Genomic DNA, 16,123 nt, shown 5'->3' with positions numbered 1-16,123 from the left:
CTGCATTACCCCACCGCAGCGCCCGCTGCGGATAGCGTCAACCTAAAGGGCGGTACATCCCATGACCAGCACCAGCACCTATTCCTTCACTGAAAAGAAGCGTATCCGCAAGGATTTCGGCAAGCGCCCGACCGTGCTTGAAGTCCCACCGCTGCTCGCGATTCAGGTCGATTCGTATCGTGAATTCCTGCAGGAAAGCACCACGCCGGCCAAGCGCGAAGAGCGCGGCTTGCACGGTGCCCTGAAATCCGTGTTTCCGATCTCCAGCTACTCGGGCAACGCGGCTCTGGAATACGTCAGTTATCGCCTCGGCGAGCCGCCGTTCGATGAGCGCGAGTGCCGCAACCGTGGCATGAGCTACGGCGCGCCGTTGCGCGTTTTGGTGCGCCTGGTGATCTACGATCGCGAGAGCCCGTCGAACAACAAGGCCATCAAGTACGTCAAGGAACAGGAAGTCTACATGGGCGAATTGCCGCTCATGACCGACACCGGTACCTTCATCATCAACGGTACCGAGCGCGTGATCGTGTCGCAGCTGCACCGTTCGCCGGGCGTGTTTTTCGATCACGACCGCGGCAAGACGCACAGCTCGGGCAAGCTGCTGTATTCGGCGCGCATCATTCCTTACCGTGGCTCGTGGCTGGACTTCGAATTCGACCCGAAAGATGCGCTGTTCACGCGTATCGACCGTCGCCGCAAATTGCCGGTGACGATCCTGCTGCGCGCGCTGGGTTTCACCAACGAGCAGATGCTGGACATCTTCTTCGAGAAGAACACGTTCCATATCGACAAGAAAGGCGGCGCCAAGCTCGAATTGATCGCTGAGCGTCTGCGTGGCGAAACGCTGAACTTCGATTTGAAAATCGGTGATGAAGTTATCGTCGAAACCAGCAAGCGTATTACCGCGCGTCACGTCAAGGCGCTGCAAAACGCCAAGATCAAGGAACTCGACGTTCCCGATGACTATTTGTACGGCCGCATTCTTGCGCACGATATCGTCGACAAGAAAACCGGCGAGTTGCTGGCTGCGGCGAATACCGAAATCGATCAGACCCACCTCGATGCATTCCGCAAGGTCGGCATCGACAAGTTCGATACCCTTTACGTCAACGATCTCGATCGCGGCCCGTACATCTCGAACACGCTGCGCATTGATCCGAGCAAAACGCCGCTCGAAGCCTTGGTCGAGATTTATCGCATGATGCGTCCGGGCGAGCCGCCGACCAAGGAAGCCGCGCAGAATCTGTTCCAGAATCTGTTCTTCCAGTTCGAGCGCTACGATCTGTCCGGCGTCGGCCGCATGAAGTTCAACCGTCGTGTCGGCCGCAAGGAAGTCACCGGTTCGGGCGTGTTGAGCAAAGACGATATCCTCGAAGTGCTGAAGGTGCTGATCGAGATCCGCAACGGCAAGGGCGTGGTCGATGATATCGATCACCTCGGCAACCGTCGTGTGCGTTCGGTCGGCGAAATGGCCGAGAACGTATTCCGTATCGGACTGGTGCGCGTCGAGCGTGCCGTCAAGGAACGTCTGAGCCTGGCCGAGTCGGAAGGACTGACACCGCAGGAACTGATCAACGCCAAGCCGGTTGCGGCAGCGGTGAAAGAGTTCTTCGGTTCGAGCCAGCTGTCGCAGTTCATGGATCAGAACAATCCGCTGTCGGAAGTCACGCACAAGCGCCGTGTTTCCGCGCTCGGGCCGGGCGGCCTGACGCGTGAGCGCGCGGGCTTCGAAGTACGTGACGTTCACCCGACCCATTACGGCCGCGTCTGCACGATCGAAACACCGGAAGGCCCGAACATTGGCCTGATCAACTCGCTGGCGGTGTACGCACGTACCAACTCGTACGGCTTCCTCGAAACGCCATACCGCAAGATCGCGAATGGCAAGGTCACCGACAAGGTGGATTATTTGTCGGCGATCGAAGAGGGCGAATTCGTAATCGCGCAGGCCAACTCGCCTTTGCGTGACGACGGCAGTTTCATCGAAGATTTCGTCGCGTGTCGTTATCGCGGTGAATCCGAACTGCGTCCGTCGCCGGACATCCAGTACATGGACGTCTCGCCGATGCAGACCGTGTCGGTCGCGGCGGCACTCGTTCCGTTCCTTGAGCACGACGATGCGAATCGCGCCTTGATGGGCGCGAACATGCAACGTCAGGCCGTGCCGACCTTGCGTTCGCAAACACCAGTAGTGGGAACGGGTATCGAACGTCCGGTGGCGAAAGATTCCGGCGTGAATGCGATGGCGCGTCGCGGCGGTGTGATCGATCAGGTCGATGCCGGTCGTATCGTGGTGCGCGTGAATGAAAGCGAAGTTGGCGAGAACGATGCCGGCGTCGACATTTACACGCTGACCAAGTACACGCGCTCGAATCAGAACACCTGCATGAACCAGCGTCCGCTGGTGAATGTCGGCGACAAGATTGCCAAGGGCGACGTGCTCGCGGATGGCCCTTCCACCGATCTGGGCGAGCTTGCGCTCGGCCAGAACATGCTGGTCGCGTTCATGCCGTGGAACGGCTACAACTTCGAAGACTCGATTTTGATCTCCGAGCGTGTGGTGCAGGAAGATCGCTACACCACGATCCACATCGAAGAACTCACCTGCGTCGCGCGCGACACCAAGCTCGGGCCGGAAGAAATCACCGCGGATATTCCGAACGTCGGCGAGCAAGCGCTCGCACGTCTGGATGAGTCCGGCGTGGTCTACATCGGTGCTGAAGTGAAGGCGGGCGACATCCTCGTCGGCAAGGTCACCCCCAAGGGGGAAAGCCAGCTCACGCCGGAAGAAAAACTGCTGCGCGCTATCTTCGGCGAGAAAGCGTCCGACGTGAAAGACTCCGGTCTGCGCGTTCCGCCCGGTATGGACGGCACCGTGATCGACGTGCAGGTTTTCACGCGCGACGGTATCGAGAAAGACAAGCGCGCGCTGCAGATCGAGCAGATGGAAGTCAAGCGCATCAAGAAGGATTTCGACGATCAATTCCGCATTCTCGAAGGCGCGATCTATCAGCGTCTGCAAGGTCAGCTGATTGGCAAGATTGCCAATGGTGGCCCGCAGAACTTCAAGAAAGGTTCGCCGATTACCGCCGAATATCTGGAGTCGCTGAAGAAGGACGAGTGGTTCACGATTCGCATGAAGGATGAAGAATCCGCCGAGCAGATCGAGCGTGCCCAAGAGCAGGTTGCGACACATCGCGCCGAGTACGACAAGCGCTTCAAGGACAAACAGACCAAGATCACTGCCGGCGACGATCTCGCCCCCGGCGTGCTGAAAATGGTCAAGGTGTATCTCGCCGTGAAGCGTCGTATCCAGCCTGGCGACAAGATGGCCGGTCGCCACGGTAACAAGGGTGTGGTATCGATGATCGTGCCGGTCGAGGACATGCCGTTCGCGGCCGATGGCCGTCCAGTTGATATCGTGCTGAACCCGCTCGGCGTGCCTTCGCGTATGAACATCGGGCAGATTCTCGAAACGCATCTCGGCTGGGCCGCAAAGGGTCTCGGCGAGCGCATCAAGATCATGCTCGATGCCAACGAGAAGGTATCCGACATCCGTCGTTTCCTCGATCAGATCTACAACCACGACAAGGAAACGTTCGGTCAACGTGTCGATCTGAAATCGTTCACCGATGATGAGTTGTTGATCCTCGCACGCAATCTGCAGAACGGCGTGCCGATGGCAACACCGGTGTTCGACGGTGCCGCGGAAAGCGAGATCAAGGCGATGTTGCGTCTGGCGCAATTGCCGGAATCCGGCCAGACCACGCTGATCGATGGTCGTACCGGTGAGGCGTTTGATCGCAAAGTCACGGTCGGTTACATGTACATGCTCAAGCTCAACCATTTGGTCGATGACAAAATGCATGCACGTTCGACTGGTCCGTACTCGCTGGTCACGCAGCAACCGCTCGGTGGCAAGGCGCAGTTCGGTGGACAGCGCTTCGGCGAAATGGAAGTCTGGGCACTCGAAGCATACGGTGCGGCGTACACGCTGCAGGAAATGCTCACGGTCAAATCCGATGACGTTCCGGGCCGTAACCAGATGTACAAGAACATCGTCGATGGCGATCACGAGATGTCGGCAGGTATGCCGGAATCGTTCAACGTGCTGGTCAAGGAAATCCGTTCGTTGGCCATCAATATCGAGCTGGAGGAACACTGATCCGGTTCAACGCGGCTGGCCTGATGGCTAGCCGCGGTACGTGTTCCTTCACCATTTTCTCAAGCGTGCGGACGGAAACCCCGACATGCGCGCAAACGGGAGTAGCTCATGAAAGACTTGCTTAATTTGTTCAACCAGCAGCGTCAGTCGCTGGATTTCGATTCCATCAAGATTGCTCTGGCCTCGCCGGAGCTGATCCGTTCGTGGTCGTTCGGCGAAGTGAAAAAGCCGGAAACGATCAACTACCGCACCTTCAAGCCGGAGCGTGATGGCCTGTTCTGCGCCGCGATCTTCGGACCGGTGAAGGACTACGAGTGTCTGTGCGGCAAATACAAGCGCATGAAACATCGTGGTGTGGTCTGCGAGAAGTGCGGCACCGAAGTCACCCTAACCAAGGTGCGTCGCGAGCGCATGGGCCACATCGATCTGGCCAGCCCGACCGCGCATATCTGGTTCCTCAAGTCGCTGCCGTCGCGGATCGGCCTGATGCTGGACATGACCTTGCGCGACATCGAGCGCATTCTGTATTTCGAAGCCTATGTCGTGATCGACCCGGGCCTGACCCCGCTTGAGCGCGGCCAGTTGCTCAATGAAGAGCAGTACCTGCAGGCCGTGGAAGATCATGGTGACGAGTTCGACGCGCGCATGGGTGCCGAGGCGGTTTACGAACTGCTGAAGGGCATCGATCTCGCGGCCGACATCATTCGTCTGCGCGAGGAAATCGCCAGCACCAATTCCGAGACCAAGCTCAAGCGTTTGTCCAAGCGCATCAAGCTGGTCGAGGCGTTCCATGATTCCGGCAATCGCCCGGAATACATGGTGCTGACCGTGTTGCCAGTATTGCCACCGGATCTGCGTCCGCTGGTTCCGCTTGATGGTGGCCGTTTCGCAACCTCGGATCTGAACGATCTGTACCGTCGTGTGATCAATCGCAATAACCGTCTGCGTCGTCTGCTCGAACTCAATGCGCCCGACATCATCGTGCGCAACGAAAAGCGCATGCTGCAGGAATCGGTCGATGCGCTGATGGACAACGGTCGTCGCGGTCGTGCCATTACCGGCACAAACAAGCGCCCGCTGAAATCCCTGGCCGACATGATCAAGGGCAAGCAGGGTCGTTTCCGTCAGAACCTGCTCGGCAAGCGCGTCGATTACTCCGGTCGTTCTGTGATCGTGGTTGGCCCGACCCTCAAGCTGCACGAGTGTGGTCTGCCGAAGAAAATGGCGCTGGAGTTGTTCAAGCCGTTCATCTTCTCGAAACTGCAACGTCGTGGTCTTGCCACGACGATCAAAGCGGCGAAGAAACTCGTTGAGCGCGAAAGCGCGGAAGTCTGGGACATTCTCGAAGAAGTCATTCGCGAACATCCAGTGCTGCTGAACCGTGCGCCGACCTTGCATCGTCTCGGTATCCAGGCATTCGAACCCGTGTTGGTCGAAGGCAAGGCGATCCAGCTGCATCCGCTGGTTTGTACCTCGTTCAACGCCGACTTCGACGGCGATCAGATGGCCGTCCATGTACCGCTGTCGATCGAAGCGCAGCTCGAAGCGCGTGCGCTGATGATGTCGACCAACAACATCCTGTCGCCAGCCAACGGTGATCCGATCATCGTGCCAACGCAGGACGTGGTGCTCGGTCTGTATTACATGACACGCGAACTGATCAATGCGCGCGGCGAAGGCATGATTTTCGCCAACGTCGCCGAAGTGCATCGCGCGTATCAGAACCGCGTGGTCGATCTGCATGCGAAGGTCAAAGTGCGCATGCACGAAATTGAGATCGACGAGCAGAAGAATCGCACCGAGAAAACCTCGATCGTCGATACCACGATCGGTCGCGCCTTGCTCGCAGAAATCCTGCCGGTTGGCCTGCCGTTCGCGCTCGCGAATATCGTGCTGACGAAGAAGGCAATCTCAGGTTTGATCAACCAGTGCTACCGTCGCCTCGGTTTGAAAGATACCGTGGTGTTCGCGGATCAGCTGATGTACACCGGCTTCCATTACGCAACGCGTGCCGGCGTGTCGATCGGTATTGACGATCTGACTATCCCGAACGAAAAGCAGCCGATCCTGGAAGAAGCCGAAAAGGAAGTGCTCGAGATTCAGGAGCAGTTTGCTTCGGGTCTCGTCACCGCCGGCGAGCGCTACAACAAGGTCGTCGATATCTGGTCGCGTACCAACGAGCGCGTCGCAAAAGCGATGATGGATGCGATCGGCACCGAAAAGGTGACGAATGCCAAGGGCGAGATCGTCGATCAGAAATCGATGAACTCGGTCTACATCATGGCCGATTCCGGCGCGCGTGGTTCTGCGGCGCAGATTCGTCAGCTCGCCGGTATGCGCGGCCTGATGGCAAAACCGGATGGCTCGATCATCGAAACTCCGATCAAGGCCAACTTCCGCGAAGGCCTGGACGTTTTGCAGTACTTCATCTCGACCCACGGTGCTCGTAAAGGCCTGGCCGATACCGCGCTGAAGACCGCGAACTCGGGTTACCTGACACGTCGTCTCGTCGACGTGGCGCAGGACGTTGTGATCACGTCGGACGATTGCGGTACCACGCAAAGCCTGACCATGACGCCGATCGTTGAAGGCGGCGATGTGGTCGAGCCGTTGCGCGATCGTGTGCTGGGCCGCATTGTGGCCGAAGACGCATATGCGCCCGGCAACGACGAAGATCCGATCGTCACGCGCAATACCTTGCTCGATGAAAAATGGGTCGAAAAACTCGAAACCGCTGGTGTGCAGATCATCCAGGTGCGTTCGCCGATTACTTGTGAAGCGACCTTCGGTATCTGCGCATTCTGCTACGGCCGCGATCTGGCCCGTGGACATCTGGTCAACCGTGGCGAAGCGGTGGGCGTGATTGCCGCACAGTCGATCGGCGAGCCTGGCACGCAGCTGACCATGCGTACGTTCCACATCGGTGGTGCGGCATCGCGAGCAGCGGCTATCGATAATGTTCAGGTCAAGACCACCGGCAATATCAAGTTCAATAACCTGAAGACCGTGCAGCATGCAGCGGGGCATTTGGTTGCCGTGTCGCGTTCTGGCGAAATTTCGGTAATGGACGTGAATGGTCGCGAGCGCGAACGCTACAAGGTGCCTTACGGTGCCGTATTGAATACCAAGGATGGCGCACCGCTCAAGGCGGGTCAGATCGTTGCGAACTGGGATCCGCATACCCATCCGATCGTTTCGGAAGTGGCAGGTCGCATTCGCTTCAGTGACTTCATCGACGGCATCACCGTGCAGGAGCAGATCGACGATCTGACCGGCTTGCAGAGTGCAGTCGTGACCGATCCGAAGCGTCGTGGTGTTGCGGCGAAAGATTTGCGTCCGTTGGTGCGCATCGAAGACAAGAAAGGCAAGGATCTGCGTTTGCCGGGCACGGATATTCCGGCACAGTACTTCCTGCCTGCCGGCGCGATTATCTCGCTGCAGGATGGCGCTGAAGTGGGCGTGGGTGACGTGGTCGCGCGTATTCCGCAGGAGAAGTCGCAGACCCGCGATATCACCGGCGGTCTGCCGCGCGTGGCCGATCTGTTCGAGGCGCGCAAGCCGAAAGAGCCGGCGATTCTTGCCGAGCGTTCCGGCATCATCAGCTTCGGCAAGGACACGAAGGGCAAGCAGCGCTTGATCATCCGCGATGTGGATGGCGAGGAGCACGAGGAGCTGATTCCGAAATGGCGTCAGGTCATCGTGTTTGAGGGTGAACATGTGGAGAAGGGCGAAACCGTTGTCGACGGCGAGCCGAATCCGCACGATATTCTGCGATTGCTCGGTGTCGAGCCGCTGGCCGCGTACCTGACCAAGGAAATTCAGGACGTCTATCGCCTGCAGGGTGTGAAGATCAACGACAAGCACATCGAGGCAATTGTTCGCCAGATGCTGCGCAAGGTCGAGATCACCGTGCCCGGCGACACGCGTTATCTGCGTGGCGAGCAAGCAGAACGTATTCGTGTCAACGAGGAAAATGCACGTGCGATTTCCCGTGATGAACGTGTTGCCGAGTTCGAGCCGGTGTTGCTGGGTATTACCAAGGCATCGCTGGCAACGGAATCGTTTATTTCGGCGGCGTCTTTCCAGGAAACCACGCGTGTGCTTACCGAAGCTTCGGTGCGCGGAACACGAGATACCTTGCGCGGCCTGAAAGAAAACGTTATAGTTGGTCGCTTGATTCCGGCAGGTACCGGACTCGCTTACCATTCTAAGCGTCGCCGTCGCGGTGAGCTTACGGATTCGGAGATGGAAACACTCCGTGGTAATGCAGCAGTCGTGGTTCCCGCAGTAGCGGAATAAAGTCAGGCAAAGCGCTAACGCGTTTGCCATACACCTCGAAAAGAGGCGCAGGATGCGCCTCGTGTTCGATGAAAGGATTCTTGGCCTGAAATCGTTAACTTTTTAAGTTGACGATTTCTATTGGCGCCTGCTATACTTTTTCGTCTCGGCAGACCGGATTATACCGGCCTGTCTTTTGTTTCTTAAGGTCCCGAGAATGTCTACAGTAAATCAGTTGGTACGCAAGCCGCGTCGCCCGAAGACGTACAAGAGCGCGTCGCCCGCGCTGGAAAATTGCCCGCAGCGTCGTGGCGTTTGTACTCGCGTTTATACGACTACCCCGAAGAAACCGAACTCAGCTCTGCGTAAAGTCGCGAAAGTGCGCTTGACTAACGGGTTTGAGGTCATTAGTTACATCGGTGGCGAAGGTCACAACTTGCAAGAGCATTCCGTGGTTCTGATTCGCGGTGGTCGCGTCAAGGATCTTCCTGGTGTGCGCTACCACACGGTACGCGGAAGTCTGGATGCGTCTGGTGTGACCAAGCGTCGCCAGAGTCGCTCGAAGTACGGCGCCAAGCGCCCGAAATCGTCCTAAGTAATTAGTACAAGGTTCGGATCATGTCGAGAAAAGGTTCCCATCCCGCACGCGTAATGCTGCCGGATCCCAAGCACGGAAGTCAGTTGATTGCTCGCTTCATCAATATGGTGATGTTGAGCGGCAAGAAGTCGATTGCTGAAGGTATCGTTTATGGCGCGCTTGCGCACATTGGCGAAAAGCATGCGACGCCGGTCGATCTGATCGAAAAAGCATTGGGTAATGTTGCTCCGGCGGTCGAAGTGAAGTCGCGTCGCGTTGGTGGTGCTACTTACCAGGTGCCGGTCGAAGTTCGTTCCAGTCGTCGTATGGCATTGGCAATGCGCTGGGTGATTGATGCGGCGCGCAAGCGTGGCGAAAACTCGATGCCGCGCAAGCTGGCTGCCGAGTTGCTTGAAGCTGCTGAAAACCGCGGTGGCGCTGTCAAGAAGCGTGAAGAAACGCATCGTATGGCTGAAGCCAACAAGGCGTTCTCGCATTATCGCTGGTAATTCGATTTTCAGAATCGATTTTAGAATTAGAAATACAAGATTTGTAACATCAATTCTCTGGATTTGGAGATAACTCGATTCTGCATTTTTGGCTCGAGTGGCTTGTAGAAGTTGTGGTTTTAATATCCCGATATCTGCAATCCGATGTTGCTGCGATTAAGTAGAGAGAACCTTGTGGCACGTACTACCCCCATCGATCAGTATCGTAATTTCGGCATCATGGCTCATATTGATGCGGGTAAAACGACGACGACTGAGCGCATTCTTTTTTACACTGGCCGATCCCACAAGATCGGTGAAGTGCATGAAGGTGCGGCTACGATGGACTGGATGGAGCAGGAGCAGGAGCGTGGCATTACCATCACGTCCGCTGCAACAACTTGCTTCTGGCAGGGTATGGACGGTTCGTTCGCGCTGCATCGTTTTAATATCATCGATACGCCGGGACACGTTGATTTCACTATCGAGGTAGAGCGTTCTTTGCGCGTGCTGGATGGTGCGGTGTTTGTGCTCTGTGCGGTCGGCGGTGTGCAGCCGCAGTCGGAAACGGTGTGGCGGCAAGCGAACAAGTACGGTGTGCCGCGTGTCGCGTTCGTCAACAAGATGGATCGCGCCGGCGCAGATTTCAACAAAGTTATCGCTCAACTCAGGTCGCGTCTTGGTGCCAATCCGGTGCCAATGCAGATGCCGATCGGTGCGGAAGACAAGTTTGAGGGCGTGATTGATCTGCTCAAGATGAAGGCAATCCACTGGGACATGGAGTCCCAGGGCATGAAGTTCGATTACATCGAGATCCCTGCAGATTTGCTGGCAGCGGCCAAGGCGGCGCGCGAGCATCTGGTGGAGTCGGCGGCGGAGAACTCCGATGTGCTCATGGACAAATATTTGGGCGGTGAAGATCTGTCCGAAGAAGAGGTGATCGAAGGCATTCGTATCGGCACGCTGAGCACCAAGATCATTCCGGTGTTTTGCGGTTCGGCCTTCAAGAACAAGGGTGTACAAGCGATGTTGGATGGCGTAATTCGCTATCTTCCAGCGCCGTCCGACCGGCCGCCCGTGAAGGGCTTGGACGAAGACGATAAAGAGATATTGCGATCTGCTGGTGACGATCAACCGTTTTCGGCACTTGCATTCAAGATCGCTACTGATCCGTATGTCGGTTCGTTGACATTCTTCCGGGTTTATTCCGGGGTGCTGAATTCCGGAGATACGGTATTCAGTCCGATCAAAGGCAAGAAAGAGCGTGTCGGTCGTTTGCTGCAGATGCATGCAAACAATCGCGATGAAATAAAAGAAGTGCGTGCAGGTGATATTGCGGCGGCAGTCGGTCTGAAAGACGTAACAACCGGCGATACCCTGTGTGCACTGGATAAAGTAATAACGCTCGAAAAAATGATCTTTCCCGAGCCGGTCATCGCGATGGCGATTGAGCCTCGGACCAAGGTAGATCAGGAAAAAATGGGTATCGCCTTGTCGCGTCTCGCGCAGGAAGATCCATCGTTTCGAGTGCGTTCGGATGAAGAGTCGGGTCAGACCATCATCGCAGGAATGGGCGAGTTGCATCTGGAAATCATCGTTGATCGCATGAAGCGCGAATTCAGCGTTGAGGCAAATGTTGGCAAGCCGCAGGTTGCGTATCGCGAGACGATTCGCAAGGCGGTCAAGCAAGAAGGCAAGTTTGTGCGTCAGTCTGGTGGTCGCGGCCAATATGGTCATGTGGTCATCGAGATGGAGCCGCGCGAACGTGGTGCAGGGTATTTGTTCGAGAACGCCGTAATCGGCGGTGTCATTCCAAAGGAATACATCCCGGCGGTAGATAAAGGTATTCAAGAGCAGCTGGGAAATGGCATACTTGCCGGCTTCCCGGTGGTTGACGTCAAGATCCGTCTGATCGACGGTTCGTATCACGATGTCGACTCCAATGAAATGGCGTTCAAGATTGCCGGTTCGATGGCATTCAAGGATGGTTTCGCGAAAGCGAGTCCGGTACTGCTTGAGCCGATAATGAAAGTCGAAGTCGTAACGCCTGAAGATTACATGGGCGATGTGATGGGTGATCTGAGTCGTCGTCGTGGTGTGTTGCAAGGTCAGGAGGATTCTCCGTCCGGCAAGACCATTGATGCTCAGGTGCCACTGGGTGAAATGTTTGGTTACGCGACATCCTTGCGCTCAATGAGCCAGGGTCGAGCGACCTTCACGATGGAATTTGATCATTACGCCGAAGCGCCGACCAATGTCGCCGAAGCGGTAATGAAAAAATCCTGAGATTGATTAATTCAAGAATTATTGAGGTTTGAGTCATGGCTAAGGGAAAATTCGAGCGTAAGAAGCCGCACGTCAACGTAGGCACAATTGGCCACGTCGATCACGGCAAGACCACGCTGACAGCAGCGCTGACGAAAGTCGGAGCAGAACGTTTTGGTGGCGAGTTCAAAGCGTACGATCAGATCGACGCAGCGCCGGAAGAGCGTGCGCGCGGCATCACGATTGCTACGGCCCACGTGGAATATGAATCCCCGAATCGCCACTACGCCCACGTCGATTGCCCCGGCCACGCCGATTATGTGAAAAACATGATCACCGGTGCCGCGCAGATGGACGGCGCGATCCTGGTGTGTTCCGCCGCCGATGGCCCGATGCCGCAGACCCGTGAGCACATCCTGCTCGCCCGTCAGGTTGGTGTGCCGTACGTTGTGGTGTACCTGAACAAGTGCGACATGGTCGACGACGCCGAACTGCTCGAACTCGTCGAAATGGAAGTTCGCGACTTGCTCAGCAAGTACGAATTCCCGGGCGATGACACCCCGATCATCCACGGCTCGGCGATGAAAGCGCTGGCCGGTGATCAGAGCGAAATCGGCGTGCCGTCGATCATCAAGCTCGTCGATGCGCTGGACAGCTACATCCCGGAACCGACCCGCGTACTCGACAAGCCGTTCCTGCTGCCCGTCGAAGACGTGTTCTCGATCTCTGGCCGCGGCACCGTCGTGACCGGTCGTATTGAACGCGGCATCGTCAAAGTCGGTGATGAAATCGAGATCGTCGGCATCAAGCCGACCGTCAAGACCACCTGCACCGGTGTTGAAATGTTCCGCAAGCTGCTCGATCAGGGTATGGCCGGTGACAACGTCGGTGTCCTCCTGCGCGGCACCAAGCGCGACGACGTCGAGCGTGGCCAAGTGTTGTGCAAGCCCGGCAGCATCACCCCGCACACCGACTTCGAAGCCGAGGTTTACGTGTTGAGCAAGGATGAAGGTGGCCGTCACACGCCGTTCTTCAAAGGCTACCGTCCGCAGTTCTACTTCCGCACCACCGATGTCACGGGTGCGTGCGAGTTGCCGGAAGGCGTGGAAATGGTCATGCCGGGCGACAACATCAAAATGGTGGTGAGCTTGATCCACCCGATCGCGATGGAAGAAGGTCTGCGCTTCGCGATTCGCGAAGGCGGCCGTACCGTCGGCGCTGGTGTGGTGGCCAAGGTCGTCAAGTAAGTAATTAATGCATCCCGGAGGCGGGACAAGATCCCGCCTCTTTGCTCTTTGTGATTGAAGGACACGGCTCATGGCTGACCAGAAGATTCGAATTCGACTCAAGGCGTACGATCATCGTTTGATCGATCGCTCCGCGAGTGAAATTGTGGAAACGGCCAAGCGCACTGGTGCGCAGGTTCGTGGCCCGATTCCGCTGCCGACCAAGATGGAGCGTTTCACCATCCTGACGTCGCCGCACGTAGACAAGGATGCGCGTGATCAGTACGAAACCCGCACTCACAAACGTGTGCTGGATATCGTCGATCCGAACGACAAGACCGTTGACGCCCTGATGAAGCTCGATCTGGCGGCCGGCGTCGACGTTCAGATCAAATTGTACTAAGCAGCAGATATAACAAAAGTATATTAGGACACGACGATGAGTATCGGGTTAGTAGGCCGCAAATGCGGCATGACACGAATCTTCACTGAAGCTGGTGAATCGATTCCCGTAACGCTGATTGAAGCGACGCCGAATCGTATTACCCAAGTGAAGACCGTGGAAATCGACGGTTATACAGCGGTGCAGGTTGCCGTTGGCAAGAAGCGCGCTGCGCTGATCAGCAAGCCGATCGCCGGGCACCACGCCAAGGCCAAGGTTGAAGCGGGTCGCGGCCTGTGGGAGTTCCGTGTTGAAGCTGGTGAGATCGGCAAGTTCAATGTCGGTGGTGAGTTGAAGGCTGATGAAGTTTTCACGATTGGTCAGAAGGTCGACGTTGCCGGTGTCACCAAGGGCAAGGGCTTCCAGGGCACGATCAAGCGCTGGAACTTCACCATGGGCGATGCCACCCACGGTAACTCGTTGTCGCATCGTGCGCCGGGCTCAATTGGTCAGCGTCAAACTCCAGGTCGTGTGTTTCCGGGCAAGAAGATGGCCGGGCACATGGGTGCAGAAAATCAAACGGTCCAGAATCTGGTCGTGGTCAAGATCGACGCCGAGCGTCACCTGATCGCGATTCGTGGTGCGGTTCCGGGTGCGACGAATGGTGATGTCATCATCCGTCCAGCGTCGAAAGGTTAAAGGAGCCGCATCATGGAATTGCAAGTAGTCGGTGCGAAAGAACCTCTGTCGGTTTCCGACACGGTGTTTGATCGCGAATTCAGCGGAAGTCTGGTGCATCAGGTTGTCGTCGCGTACCGCAATGCGGGCCGCTCCGGTACCAAGGCACAGAAGACTCGTTCGGAAGTTCGCGGTACTACCAAGAAATTCAAGAAGCAGAAAGGCGGCGGTGCACGTCACGGCGATTACCGCGCTCCGATCTTTGTCGGCGGTGGTGTGACCTTTGCAGCGAAGCCACGCAGCTTTGCGCAGAAGGTCAACAAGAAGATGTTCCGCGGTGCAGTGCAGGCCATCTTGTCCGAGCTGAATCGTCAGGGTCGTCTGAAAGTGGTGACGGGTTTTGATATCACCGAAGCCAAGACCCAGCATCTGCTCGGCAAGCTCAAGGATCTCGATCTGGGCAAGAAAGTGTTGTTGGTCACCGAAGACGTGAATCAGAACATTTATCTGGCTGCACGCAATCTGCCGTATATCGCGGTGTGTGATGTGTCCGCGCTGGATCCGGTCAGCCTGGTTGATGCCGATCACGTCGTCGTGACCGTCGAGTCGATCAAGAAAATCGAGGAGTGGCTGGCATGAGCACCGAACATTTGTTGAATATCCTGCGCGCCCCGCATATCTCTGAAAAGAGTGCGCGTCTGCAGGAAAGTAGCTCCTACGTTTTTGAAGTTGCGTCCACTGCGACCAAGGCCGACGTCAAGGCCGCCGTTGAAGAGCTTTTCAGTGTCAAGGTGAAAGCTGTCAACGTGGTCAACGTCAAAGGCAAGACCAAGCCGTTTCGTAATCGTACCGGTCGCCGTAGCGACTGGCGCAAAGCCTATGTGAGTCTGCTCGATGGCCAAACCATCGACGTGACCGCAAAGGCATAAGGTGGGATAACCCATGGCATTGATGACAGTAAAACCAACGTCTCCTGGCCGCCGCTCGATGGTTCGAGTGGTAACGCCGGGGCTGCACAAAGGCAAGCCGCATGCGGCTCTTGTCGAGTCGCAGAGCAAGACTGGCGGCCGTAACCATTACGGACGCATCACCACCCGTCATAAAGGTGGTGGTCACAAACAGCATTACCGCATCATCGATTTCAAGCGCGACAAAGAAGGCATTGCCTGCAAGGTCGAGCGGATCGAATACGATCCCAACCGCACCGCGCACATTGCGCTGCTGTTGTATGTCGATGGCGAGCGTCGTTACATCATCGCGCCGAAGGGCGTGGCAATTGGTGATCAGCTCATGGCTGGTCGCGATGCGCCGATCAAACCGGGCAACACCTTGCCGCTGCGCAATGTGCCGATCGGTTCGACCGTGCATTGCATCGAGATGAAGCCAGGCAAGGGTGCGCAGATTGCGCGCAGTGCCGGCGCCTCTGCTCAGTTGATTGCTCGTGAACAAGGTTATGCCACGCTGCGTCTGCGTTCTGGCGAAACCCGCAAGGTGCCGGCCGAGTGCCACGCTACCTTGGGTGAAGTCGGTAACTCGGAACACAGCCTGCGCAAGATCGGCAAGGCCGGCGCCAAGCGCTGGTTGGGTATTCGTCCGACCGTTCGCGGTGTGGTGATGAACCCGGTCGACCATCCGCATGGTGGTGGTGAAGGCAAGACCTCGGGCGGTCGTCATCCGGTCAGTCCGTGGGGCCAGCCGACCAAGGGCTTCAAGACTCGTAACAACAAGCGCACGGAGCAGTTCATCGTGCGCCGTAGCAAGAAGTAATCAGGAATAGACCATGGCGCGTTCTCTGAAAAAAGGCCCGTTTGTCGACCTGCACCTTCTCAAGAAGGTCGAGGCGGCGGCAGCCACCAATAACAAGCGTCCGATCAAGACCTGGTCGCGACGTTCCATGATCCTGCCGGAAATGGTAGGCCTCACGCTCGCTGTGCATAACGGTCGTCAGCATGTTCCTGTGCTGGTTAACGAGAACATGGTCGGCCACAAACTCGGTGAGTTCGCCGTGACCCGTACGTTCAAGGGTCACTCCGGCGACAAGAAATCCGGTAAGTAAGGGGATGA

The 16,123-nt window shown here is 56.8% G+C and carries 12 protein-coding genes; all 12 read left to right on the top strand.

Going from position 1 to position 16,123, the window contains the following annotated elements; all coding sequences use genetic code 11:
- Positions 1-61: 61 nt before the first annotated feature.
- The 12 genes from rpoB (at position 62) to rpsS (ending at position 16,115) form a co-directional block, all read left to right on the top strand.
- Positions 62-4,165, top strand: a complete 4,104-nt coding sequence (gene rpoB / locus ELE36_RS15090; RefSeq protein WP_129834717.1) for a DNA-directed RNA polymerase subunit beta — start codon at positions 62-64, stop codon at positions 4,163-4,165.
- Positions 4,166-4,273: 108 nt separating this feature from the next.
- Positions 4,274-8,464, top strand: coding sequence for a DNA-directed RNA polymerase subunit beta' (gene rpoC / locus ELE36_RS15085; RefSeq protein WP_129834715.1), 4,191 nt, complete (start codon positions 4,274-4,276; stop codon positions 8,462-8,464).
- Between the two features lie 196 nt (positions 8,465-8,660).
- Positions 8,661-9,038: a 30S ribosomal protein S12 gene (gene rpsL, locus ELE36_RS15080; protein ID WP_129834713.1), complete on the top strand. Its 378-nt coding sequence runs from the start codon at positions 8,661-8,663 to the stop codon at positions 9,036-9,038.
- Positions 9,039-9,061: 23 nt separating this feature from the next.
- Complete coding sequence (gene rpsG, locus ELE36_RS15075; RefSeq protein WP_129834711.1) at positions 9,062-9,529, top strand: 30S ribosomal protein S7; 468 nt, start codon at positions 9,062-9,064, stop codon at positions 9,527-9,529.
- Positions 9,530-9,703: 174 nt separating this feature from the next.
- On the top strand, positions 9,704-11,794 hold the full coding sequence (gene fusA, locus ELE36_RS15070) for an elongation factor G (RefSeq protein WP_129834709.1): 2,091 nt from the start codon (positions 9,704-9,706) through the stop codon (positions 11,792-11,794).
- Positions 11,795-11,829: 35 nt separating this feature from the next.
- Positions 11,830-13,020, top strand: coding sequence for an elongation factor Tu (tuf, locus tag ELE36_RS15065; protein ID WP_129834707.1), 1,191 nt, complete (start codon positions 11,830-11,832; stop codon positions 13,018-13,020).
- Positions 13,021-13,090: 70 nt separating this feature from the next.
- Positions 13,091-13,402 (top strand): 30S ribosomal protein S10, encoded by a 312-nt coding sequence (gene rpsJ, locus ELE36_RS15060; protein WP_129834705.1) that lies wholly within the window; start codon positions 13,091-13,093, stop codon positions 13,400-13,402.
- Between the two features lie 36 nt (positions 13,403-13,438).
- Positions 13,439-14,080, top strand: coding sequence for a 50S ribosomal protein L3 (gene rplC, locus ELE36_RS15055; RefSeq protein ID WP_129834703.1), 642 nt, complete (start codon positions 13,439-13,441; stop codon positions 14,078-14,080).
- 12 nt (positions 14,081-14,092) lie between these two features.
- On the top strand, positions 14,093-14,698 hold the full coding sequence (gene rplD, locus ELE36_RS15050; protein WP_129834701.1) for a 50S ribosomal protein L4: 606 nt from the start codon (positions 14,093-14,095) through the stop codon (positions 14,696-14,698).
- Positions 14,695-14,988, top strand: coding sequence for a 50S ribosomal protein L23 (rplW, locus tag ELE36_RS15045; RefSeq protein WP_129834699.1), 294 nt, complete (start codon positions 14,695-14,697; stop codon positions 14,986-14,988). Before rplD ends, rplW begins: the two co-directional genes overlap by 4 nt.
- Before the next feature lie 13 nt (positions 14,989-15,001).
- Positions 15,002-15,826, top strand: coding sequence for a 50S ribosomal protein L2 (gene rplB, locus ELE36_RS15040; RefSeq protein WP_129834697.1), 825 nt, complete (start codon positions 15,002-15,004; stop codon positions 15,824-15,826).
- Positions 15,827-15,839: 13 nt separating this feature from the next.
- Positions 15,840-16,115, top strand: coding sequence for a 30S ribosomal protein S19 (gene rpsS / locus ELE36_RS15035; protein WP_129834695.1), 276 nt, complete (start codon positions 15,840-15,842; stop codon positions 16,113-16,115).
- Positions 16,116-16,123 lie beyond the last annotated feature (8 nt).

Source organism: Pseudolysobacter antarcticus, assembly GCF_004168365.1.
In the GTDB taxonomy this organism is placed as follows: domain Bacteria; phylum Pseudomonadota; class Gammaproteobacteria; order Xanthomonadales; family Rhodanobacteraceae; genus Pseudolysobacter; species Pseudolysobacter antarcticus.
This window is presented reverse-complemented; position numbering and strand designations above follow the sequence as displayed.

Excerpts from the sequence above, each read along its gene's own strand:
- rpoB (WP_129834717.1), top strand. The coding sequence starts at position 62 with ATGACCAGCACCAGCACCTATTCCTTCACTGAAAAGAAGCGTATCCGC.
- rpoC (WP_129834715.1), top strand. The coding sequence starts at position 4,274 with ATGAAAGACTTGCTTAATTTGTTCAACCAGCAGCGTCAGTCGCTGGAT.
- rpsL (WP_129834713.1), top strand. The coding sequence starts at position 8,661 with ATGTCTACAGTAAATCAGTTGGTACGCAAGCCGCGTCGCCCGAAGACG.
- rpsG (WP_129834711.1), top strand. The coding sequence starts at position 9,062 with ATGTCGAGAAAAGGTTCCCATCCCGCACGCGTAATGCTGCCGGATCCC.
- tuf (WP_129834707.1), top strand. The coding sequence starts at position 11,830 with ATGGCTAAGGGAAAATTCGAGCGTAAGAAGCCGCACGTCAACGTAGGC.
- rpsJ (WP_129834705.1), top strand. The coding sequence starts at position 13,091 with ATGGCTGACCAGAAGATTCGAATTCGACTCAAGGCGTACGATCATCGT.
- rplC (WP_129834703.1), top strand. The coding sequence starts at position 13,439 with ATGAGTATCGGGTTAGTAGGCCGCAAATGCGGCATGACACGAATCTTC.
- rplD (WP_129834701.1), top strand. The coding sequence starts at position 14,093 with ATGGAATTGCAAGTAGTCGGTGCGAAAGAACCTCTGTCGGTTTCCGAC.
- rplW (WP_129834699.1), top strand. The coding sequence starts at position 14,695 with ATGAGCACCGAACATTTGTTGAATATCCTGCGCGCCCCGCATATCTCT.
- rplB (WP_129834697.1), top strand. The coding sequence starts at position 15,002 with ATGGCATTGATGACAGTAAAACCAACGTCTCCTGGCCGCCGCTCGATG.
- rpsS (WP_129834695.1), top strand. The coding sequence starts at position 15,840 with ATGGCGCGTTCTCTGAAAAAAGGCCCGTTTGTCGACCTGCACCTTCTC.